The 9,499-nt window shown below is 46.0% G+C and carries 8 protein-coding genes; 3 read left to right on the forward strand and 5 right to left on the reverse strand.

Annotated features, from left to right (window positions below):
• Positions 1-100: 100 nt before the first annotated feature.
• Both QUA53_RS24740 and QUA53_RS24745 read right to left on the reverse strand, forming a co-directional pair.
• On the reverse strand, positions 101-520 hold the full coding sequence (locus QUA53_RS24740; protein WP_333094791.1) for a peptidylprolyl isomerase: 420 nt from the start codon (positions 518-520) through the stop codon (positions 101-103).
• Positions 521-756: 236 nt separating this feature from the next.
• Positions 757-1,626, reverse strand: a complete 870-nt coding sequence (locus QUA53_RS24745; RefSeq protein WP_333094793.1) for a prohibitin family protein — start codon at positions 1,624-1,626, stop codon at positions 757-759.
• A gap of 87 nt (positions 1,627-1,713) precedes the next feature.
• Between QUA53_RS24745 and QUA53_RS24750 the strand changes: the two genes are divergently transcribed.
• Both QUA53_RS24750 and QUA53_RS24755 read left to right on the forward strand, forming a co-directional pair.
• Positions 1,714-2,505 (forward strand): RNA ligase family protein, encoded by a 792-nt coding sequence (locus tag QUA53_RS24750; protein ID WP_333094795.1) that lies wholly within the window; start codon positions 1,714-1,716, stop codon positions 2,503-2,505.
• Positions 2,506-2,520: 15 nt separating this feature from the next.
• Positions 2,521-3,675: an AAA family ATPase gene (locus QUA53_RS24755; protein ID WP_333094798.1), complete on the forward strand. Its 1,155-nt coding sequence runs from the start codon at positions 2,521-2,523 to the stop codon at positions 3,673-3,675.
• Positions 3,676-3,704: 29 nt separating this feature from the next.
• Here QUA53_RS24755 and QUA53_RS24760 read toward each other — a convergent pair whose 3' ends face one another.
• The 3 genes from QUA53_RS24760 to QUA53_RS24770 all read right to left on the reverse strand — a co-directional run bounded on the left by QUA53_RS24760 (position 3,705) and on the right by QUA53_RS24770 (position 6,028).
• Positions 3,705-4,391 (reverse strand): HAD family hydrolase, encoded by a 687-nt coding sequence (locus tag QUA53_RS24760; protein WP_333094799.1) that lies wholly within the window; start codon positions 4,389-4,391, stop codon positions 3,705-3,707.
• 233 nt (positions 4,392-4,624) lie between these two features.
• The gene (locus QUA53_RS24765; RefSeq protein ID WP_333094800.1) at positions 4,625-4,834 is read right to left on the reverse strand and encodes an acetyltransferase; all 210 of its coding nucleotides are present in this window, start codon (positions 4,832-4,834) and stop codon (positions 4,625-4,627) included.
• 27 nt (positions 4,835-4,861) lie between these two features.
• Positions 4,862-6,028 (reverse strand): zinc-dependent alcohol dehydrogenase, encoded by a 1,167-nt coding sequence (locus QUA53_RS24770; RefSeq protein ID WP_333094801.1) that lies wholly within the window; start codon positions 6,026-6,028, stop codon positions 4,862-4,864.
• 746 nt (positions 6,029-6,774) lie between these two features.
• Between QUA53_RS24770 and mutS the strand changes: the two genes are divergently transcribed.
• Positions 6,775-9,402: a DNA mismatch repair protein MutS gene (mutS, locus tag QUA53_RS24775; protein ID WP_333094803.1), complete on the forward strand. Its 2,628-nt coding sequence runs from the start codon at positions 6,775-6,777 to the stop codon at positions 9,400-9,402.
• Positions 9,403-9,499 lie beyond the last annotated feature (97 nt).

The raw sequence follows: 9,499 nt of genomic DNA on the forward strand, positions 1-9,499 counted from the left end.
AGGTGTCATAAATTGTATATTTTAAAACTCTTAACTTTCACAATTTTTGTTTGCAATAAGGACTTTAGTCCTTACTACAAACGCAACTAATTACTGAAAATTAATGCTCAATTTTGAGCGAAATAATCTTGTCGCCTTGGCGGATAGCATTGACGACAGACATATCCTCAGTTTTGCCAAAAGTTGTGTGAACTCCATCTAAATGAGACTGGGGAGAATGGCAAATAAAGAATTGGCTACCACCCGTATCTTTACCTGCGTGAGCCATCGATAAAGTTCCTGCCTCATGTTTGTGGGAGTTGATTTCGCACTTGATTTTGTAGCCGGGGCCGCCCGTTCCATTGCCTTTGGGACAGCCACCTTGAATCATAAAGTTAGGAATGACTCGGTGAAAGGACAATCCATCGTAAAAACCTTTTTCCGCCAAGTCAACAAAATTCTTCACTGTGTTAGGCGCATCCGCATCGAACAAGTCCAAATTGATTGTGCCTTTGTCGGTTTCCATAATAGCGCGGGTCATGATTTCTCCTGGCTTCCTAAAATGAGTGTGTTGCCTGCGTGTTAATTGCGGACTTCGCTTTTATAGCGACAGGTTTCAAACTGTCGTTATATTGTGGCTTTCAGAAGTTTACCATATTCCGGCAACTCTCATAGGACTTATGTGTGCTTTCTGAGGAAACCCGGTTTATTGCGAAATTTCTGGTTAGCAAAGCCTATATTTTCTGAGACACCGGGTTTGTTACCCTCTGTCATATTTTAATTGTTGGTCACTTGCGGGCGAGCGGGTTCTTCCTGAATATCGCTCATATTAAAAATGAAAGGAACCCGACTCGAACCGCTTCCCATCACCAGCACTTTTGGCATCTGAGCGCCACCGCTTCTCCAAGCTTCGATCGCCTCTTTTTGCAGAACTAAATTGCCGCCCTGAGCCTTCAAAGTTTCCGCCAACAGCCTTTGAGCTTCAGCCCTACCTTGAGCGCGGTTAATGTCAGCTTGAGCCTGTTGTTCTGCTTCCTGAGCCACATAAACAGCCCTTTGCGCCCGCTGTTCAGCAACCTGTTTCTCCTCAACCGCTTTCGCAAAATCTGCGGAGAATCGAATGTTAACAACGCTCGTATCGAGTACGATTACATCATACTTGGATAGCCTTTCCTTCAGCGCAGTATCAAAGTCTCGCTTCAGTTCACTTCTTTGAGTAATAGATTGTTCGGCGGTTCTCAGTGCAGCGGCTGTTTTAAATGCTTCTTGCGTCTGAGGAGCAATAATTTTTGAGACTATATTCTCCAAAGTTCCTTGAGTCCTTCTGATCTCCACTATTTTCTCAGCATCGAGGCGAAAGTTGATCGCAAAACTAGCATTTAAATCCTGAAGATCTTTAGTAGCACTCTGGGCGGGAACTTCAAATTTTTGCACTGTTACATCGTACACATCTACCTTGGATATTAGCGGGGGTCTGAGGTGAAACCCCTCTAACAATGCTCCATCTCTGGCTTTTCCTAAAACACTGACTACCCCTGCTTCGCCTGGATTGATGACGACAAAAGAGTTTAGTCCTAGGAGTAGCGCGCCTACTAATAGAATCCCAGCGAAGGCTGATGATATGCTCTGGAAATTTTGAGTTTTCAACTTACACGCTCCTTTGTGATCATTCCATTATAATGGTTAAATAGATTGGGTCGCCTCTAAAGTCTCAAATCTCAAAGGGATTGGCTGATGCTCAAAATTGTTAAATATCCTCGAACTTATCATATCGAAGGTTCGCGTTTCCAACCGGGTGATGAAGACCTCGACAGCGTGCCATTTAGCGCCCTGATCGATCGCCCTCTAATTATAGAAGAAAAGGTAGACGGCGCTAATACAGGCATCAGCTTCGCACCAGATGGACAAATGCTGCTGCAAAGTCGCGGCCACTATCTCACCGGCGGGCCGAGGGAAAAACATTTTAACTTATTCAAACAGTGGGCTTTCAGTCTCAGCGGGGCGCTGGGAGAAGTGCTGGGAAATCGCTACATTCTTTACGGCGAATGGCTTTATGCCAAACACACTGTTTTTTATGATTTTTTGCCTCACTATTTTATGGAATATGATGTGCTGGACTTAGAAACCAGTCAATTTCTGAGTACAGAATCCCGCCAGAAGTTGTTAACAGGACTGCCGTTAGTGTCAGTTCCCGTGCTGTTTTCGGGAGTCCTGAAATCGCCCAAGCAAATGATGCAGTTTATGGAAAAATCTAATTTTATTCAACCGGGGCATTTGGATCGGTTGCGTTTGTACTGCGGCGAATTGGGATTAGATGAAGAACGATGTTTGAAAGAGACTGACAAGAGCGATCGCATGGAGGGTCTGTACATTAAAGTCGAAGAAGATGGCATAGTAAAGGCGCGTTACAAATACGTGCGTGCCAGCTTTTTGACCGCTATTAAGAATGCCGAAGGACATTGGCTAAATCGCCCAATTGTACCCAATATTCTGCGTCCCGGTGCAGATTTATTTAATTTTAGTTAACCCGCAGGTGAATTTATGACTGCACTGTTATCTCCGCCTTGGACTTTTCCCTTTTGTCCCCAACCGCCCGATTGGTTTCTCGATTGGGACAGCATTCAAAATCATTTCGATTGGATTCAAAACTTAAAAGGATGTCAGCAAGACCCGATTTATCACGCCGAAGGAGACGTTTTAATTCATACCAGAATGGTCTGCCAAGCCTTAATATCTTCCCCAAATTGGCGTCAATTACCCGTGCAAGAACGATCGATACTTTTTGCCGCCGCTTTGCTGCACGATGTCGCCAAACCAGCCTTTACAAAAATAGAAGCCGACGGCAGAATTAGCTCAAAAGGTCACGCCCGCCAAGGTGCGAGAATGGTCAGACAAATTTTATCTCAATTCGAGCCGCCAGTGCAGTTTGAGATTCGCGAAACAGTGGTGGCGATCGTCCAATTCGGCAGTTTACCCATCTGGCTGATAGACAAACCCAACCCGCAACAGTCCGTAATTAAAGTTAGTCAAGTTGTCCGCTGCGATTTCCTCGCACTTTTAGCCGAAGCAGACGTGCGCGGCCGTCAGTGTAGCGACAGACAAGAACTGCTCGATAAAATAGAACTATTTCGGGAGTTTTGTCAAGAAAATAATTGTTTGGATTCTCCCCGACAATTCCCATCACCACACAGCCGATTTATCTACTTCCGCAAAGAGAATGGAAACCCGGATTACGAAGCATTTGACGACACTAAATGCGAAGTAATTTTGATGTCTGGCTTGCCCGCAAGTGGTAAAGATTATTGGATTCGGAAAAATCTCCCACATTTGCCAGTAATCTCGCTCGATGCACTGCGAAAAGAGATGAATGTCCCTCCCGACGAAACCCCTGGAAATGTGGTCACAGCCGCCAAACAAAGAGCGCGCGAATACATGAACGAGGGGCGTTCTTTTGTGTGGAACGCCACGAATACCACTAAACAAATGCGACAGCAATTAATTAATTTTTTTGCTGCTTACCAAGCGCGCATTCGCATTGTTTATCTGGAAGTACCTCTAGAAGAAATATTGCAGCGGAATCGATCGCGCCCAGCCGCAGTCCCAGAAGCAGTGATTCAAAAATTAGCTGCGCGGCTGGATATTCCCGATCGCACAGAAGCCCATCAGGTAGAGTGGATTGTGAGCGATCGCGCTTAATAGTGGCAATCCACCCGCGATCGCCCGTATTACTTCAACGCGCTACCAACTCCTTTTTCCCTAAATATAGAGTCGTCATAATGCGCCAACAAATCAGCAGGGTGATCGTAAATTGCCGCAGCATTTGCCAGCGAAGCATCATCGAAACCTCCGCACCGAAAAGCAATTACTGGCACCCCGCACTTGCCCGCAGCTTCGATATCGTAAGGAGTATCAGCTAACATCACAGTCTGACTCGCTTCCATCTGCAATTTGCTCAAAGCAGCTTCCACAATATCCGGTTCCGGTTTAGAAGCTTCCGCGTCACTCGATGTCGTCGCTTGATCCAATAAATCGTCAACTTGTGCAGCTTTCAGCAAACCGGAAAGTTCTTCAGTGGTAGCTGAAGTCGCAATAATTAGCCGCAATCCTTCTTGCTGCATTTTTAACAGCAAATCCCGCGAACCGGGGGTTGGAGAAAGTTCGGGAGCAAAGCGGTTAATAATCAGTTCTTTGCGCCGCTGTGCAATCTTTTTCCCGTCGCCTGCTTCGTCGGAAAGTTCTGATACCATTTTGGGTATAACTTTGTCGCCTCCCATACCAATTAGCGGGCGAACTTTCTCGAACGGCACCTCGTAGCCGTAAGCCGCAAATGACTCTACCCAAGCTTGAGCGTGGGCGTCATTGCTGAGCGTCAGAGTACCGTCTATATCGAGAATTACTGCTTGCAATTGCATAACTTATTTGTTGTTAGTTATTAGACTTATTCCAAAAAACTATTTTGTAGTAAAAACTTTAGTCCACAATTATTTAATTAGTCAATCGGAGACGGAAGTCCCCACTACGAACCTTTAGACAGGGACTTCCGTCTCACAGCGATTTTTCGGGTTAAGTTGACACCTATGTGCCCTGTTCCTACCCCTAGCTTCCCCTCCCCCCTTGTTAAAGGGGATGGGGAGAATCAGTGGAATCAATGAGTTTGATAATTTTCCTCAGTCCAGCAGCGCGGCAGAGCTTCACCGGAAGGAAAGACTAAATTACTTTTTGGAAAAGTTGCTTTCTCTTGCTCTTCTTGACCAGCTTGATTTTTTCCCGGCACTTCTTGTTTTGTAGGGCTGATTAAAGCATCTACATCGAGGATTTCTATCAAGTCGCCTGATTCTTTTTCTTGTAAAAGCATAGTTTTTCCGTGAAGGGTAAATGCGAGTTAGGGTTTGAGGACAACTTTGATGCAGTTGTCTTTTTTGTTTTTGAAAATGTCGTAGCCGTGGGGCGCTTCATCCAATTTCATTCGGTGCGTAATTACGAATGACGGGTCAATTTCGCCTTTTTGAACGCGATCGAGCAAAGGCCGCAAATAGCGGTGAACGTGCGTCTGCCCCATTTTCATGGTCAAGCCTTTGTTGAAAGCTGCACCGAGGGGCACTTTGTCAACGAAGCCGCCGTAAACGCCGGGAATTGACACTGTGCCGCCCTTGCGACACGCCAGGATCACTTGTCGCAGGGCCGTAGGTCGATCGCTCTCCAACCGCACGGCTTGCTTGGCTTTGTCGTACAAAGCGTCGAGACCGGTACCGTGGGCTTCCATCCCCACCGCGTCGATGCAAGAGTCGGGCCCGCGTCCCCCCGTCATTTCGGTGACGGCTTCCCCGGCGTCTATTTCTTCGTAGTTGATGATTTCTGCTTTGGCCGCGGCCGCCATTTGCAAGCGTTCCGGTATGCGGTCGATCGCAATTACTCGATCGGCCCCCAGCATAAACGCGCTTCTGATTGCAAATTGTCCGACTGGCCCGCATCCCCAAACTGCTACAGTATCCCCCGGCTGAATGTCGCAGTTTTCAGCCGCCATGTAACCGGTAGGAAAGATATCGGTGAGGAACAATACTTGTTCGTCAGAAAGTCCGTCGGGAATTTTTAAAGGGCCGACATCTGCAAACGGAACCCGCGCGTATTCTGCTTGACCTCCTGCATAACCGCCTGTTAAATGCGAGTAGCCAAACAGTCCTGCAGGCGAATGACCGAACATTTTTTCAGCCAGCCCAGCATTGGGGTTGGAGTTGTCGCACAGCGACCACAAATCGCGGTTGCAAAAAAAGCAACTGCCGCAAGAAATAGTAAAAGGAATGATGACGCGATCGCCCTTTTTTAAGTTCTTGACTTCGCTGCCGAGTTCGACTACTTCCCCCATGAATTCGTGACCCAGAATGTCGCCCGATTGCATTGTCGGGATGAAGCCATTGTAGAGGTGCAAATCTGAGCCGCAGATTGCTGTAGACGTGATTTTAACTATCGCATCGCGCGGATTGATAATTGTTGGGTCTGGTACATTATCAACCCGCACGTCATTTGCTCCGTGCCAGCAAAGAGCTTTCATTATTTCGTTCTCCTCTAGTTAACTACTAGCGAACAGATTTTTGATTCTAAATCTTACCTTTACTAAGCCGATAAATTATTCGCTTGGATGTTGTTAATCTTAAGCATATAAAATATTTAGTCTCTCTATCCGAGGTATAATTTATAAATCTATCTTCCGGCTGTTTTAAATAAGAAAAATGTAAAGTTTCTCCTCTAGCTAAAGTGCGGGAGATTTCACATTCTTCTGTTAAGCCCCAAAAGTTATAGCAACCGCACCCGACGGTTAGAACGTTCTTAATTGCTGAAACCGTTGCCTAAGATTGCTTTTTACTTCTCTCATAGATAACTAAAGCTTTCTTCCTTCTCTCTAGATAACTAAAGCCTTCTTCCTTTTTCCTTTTTCCTTCTTCTTTCTTCCTTCAACATCTGCTATAACAGCTAACAACTACATAGCTGAGATTGTTTTTGTCGATCGCCGATCGCTCTCCTCTCACAATAAATAATAATTTCGCACTTGATCTCACTAGGGCGGAGGCTTAAGCTCACATTAGATAAAAAGCGACCCAAAAATTCTCAACTACAAGCGGGTTTATCGATTATTAAGTAGGGTGCGTGACTTTTGTATAGCTCAACACTGTTCCCCAATATGGAGAATCACGCACCCTGCTTAAGGAGGATTAATCGTCAAATATTGTATATTAGTTATAGCTAAAAGCCGAGCTTGCGCTAAAGTTGTTAAAGATTAAAATTTATCGATCGCCTTTTATGCCTTACACTGCATCTACCCCAACAGACCCCACTCAACCCAACATCCGCAATGCCGACCACCGCCTACTAGAATTCACCAAGCTGACGCCGATGATGCAGCGGTATGTGGAAGTGAAAGAACAGTATCCCCACGCACTTTTATTGTTTCGAGTCGGAGATTTTTTTGAGTGTTTTTTCCAAGATGCAGTTACTATTTCGCAGGAATTAGAACTTGTTTGTACTAGCAAAGAAAGCGGCAAGGAAATTGGCAGAGTGCCGATGACAGGAGTGCCGCACCACGCCCTCGACCGCTACACTTCAATGTTAGTAGAAAAAGGCTATGCTGTGGTAGTTTGCGACCAAGTAGAAGATGCCTCAATTGCTGCGAAAGAAGGCCGCCAAGTCAAGCGAGAAATTACCCGCATTCTCACTCCCGGAACCTTGACTGATGACGGAATGCTCAAACCCAGGCAAAATAATTTTTTAGCCGCAATTGTGATAGCGGGGGAACATTGGGGATTGGCTTATACAGATATTTCTACCGGAGAATTCGTCACTACCCAAGCCGACACTTTAGAACAATTAACCCTAGAATTGCTGCGCTTGCAGCCTTCGGAAGTCTTGGTACCGACTAATGCGCCGGATTTGGTGACTATGTTGAGACCCGGAGAGAAATCCGAGCATTTGCCCGATTGTTTGCCGAATTCGTTTTGCTATTCTTTGCGATCGCAAATTCCGTTTACTTTGCCCGAAGCAAAACAGAGAATCCTGCAAAAATTCAAAGTGCGATCGCTTGAAGGTATGGGATGCGGCCATTTGCCCCTCGCAGTGCGCGCCGCCGGGGGTTTGTTGCAATATCTCGAAGAAACTCAAAAGGAAAAAGCAGTTTCTTTGCAAAGATTGCATACTTACACTCTCACGGATTTTCTCATACTCGACTACCAAACCCGCCGCAATCTAGAAATTACTCAAACGGTGAGAGATGGGGTTTTTCACGGTTCGCTGCTGTGGGCTATAGACAAAACCAGCACCGCAATGGGAGGCCGCGCTTTGCGCCGCTGGGTGCTGCAACCTTTGCTCAACATTAAAGGCATTTGCGCCCGACATGACACGATTCAAGAATTAGTAGAAAATAACGGCTTGCGCCAAGATTTTCAGCAGTTGCTTCGCCAAATTTACGACATCGAAAGACTGACAGGCCGCGCGGGTTCTGGAACAGCTAGCGCGCGGGATTTGGTCGCTTTAGCTGATTCTCTGGGAAAACTGCCAGAATTAGCCTCGATCGCAGCCCAAGGACGATCGCCATATTTGAAAGCGCTGCAAAATGTACCGCCAATTTTAGAAGAATTAGCAAGTAAAATTCACGATCACTTAGTTGACGAACCGCCGATTCATTTAAAAGAAGGAGGCTTGATTCGAGCGGGAATCAATCCCATGCTAGATGAAATGCGCCACACTGCATCAGCCGACCAAGAATGGATTGCAAATTTAGAAGCAACCGAGAGAAAGCGCACGGGAATTTCTAATCTAAAAGTAGGCTACAATAAAGCTTTCGGCTATTACATCAGCATTACCAAATCAAAAGTAGACCAAGTGCCGAAGGACTACACCCGCAAGCAAACTCTCACCAATGAAGAACGCTACAGCACTGAAGAATTAAAAGAAAGGGAAGTGCGAATTCTGACAGCGCGGGAAGATTTAAATCAATTGGAATACGATATTTTTGCTAAAGTGCGATCGGAGGTAGGAGAACACGCCGAAATTATTCGCAACGTTTCCCGCGCCGTGGCGGCGGCGGATGTTTTGTGCGGTTTGGCAGAAGTAGCAGTTTACCAGAATTACTGCCGCCCGACTATGACAGAAAGTCGGGAAATTAAAATTATTGAAGGTTGTCACCCGGTGGTGGAAAAGTCTTTGCCGCCCGGATTTTTTGTACCTAATTCTGCTTTTTTGGGTCGGGAAGAATCGCTAAACCGCCCAGATTTAATTATTTTAACCGGGCCGAATGCTAGCGGGAAAAGCTGCTACTTGCGGCAGGTGGGTTTGATCCAGTTAATGGCGCAGATGGGCAGTTATGTGCCTGCGAAAGCTGCGAGTTTGGGAATTTGCGATCGTATTTTTACCCGCGTCGGCGCCGTCGATGATTTGGCAACCGGTCAGTCTACGTTTATGGTGGAAATGAACGAAACTGCAAATATTCTCAATCACGCGACGCCGCAATCATTAGTTTTGTTAGATGAAATTGGCAGGGGAACGGCGACTTTTGACGGACTGTCGATTGCTTGGTCTGTGGCAGAATATTTAGCAAGCGAGATTCGGGCGCGGACAATTTTTGCGACTCACTATCACGAATTGAATGAGTTAGCTTCTATTTTGGATAATGTCGCAAATTATCAGGTGACAGTGAAAGAATTGCCGGATCAAATTGTATTTTTGCACCAAGTTCAGCCGGGAGGTGCTGACAAATCTTACGGAATTGAAGCGGGCAGATTAGCTGGTTTACCGTCGTCGGTGATTGACAGGGCGAGACAGGTGATGAAGCAGATTGAGAAACATAGCAAAATTGCGATCGGGCTGCGGAAAGGTGTTAAAAAAGATGGCAAAAAACAGTCGGAGGGCGAACAGTTGGATATTTTTGATGATTAAAATTTACGGTGGTAAAAAAGTTGGGTAGTGCTTTTATGTAAAGGATGGAGAAAATAGAGGCGGTTGAGCCTTCAGAATTGCTAATCGGATTTGGTGA

Source organism: Microcoleus sp. Pol12B3, assembly GCF_036701355.1.
Lineage (GTDB): Bacteria > Cyanobacteriota > Cyanobacteriia > Cyanobacteriales > Microcoleaceae > Microcoleus.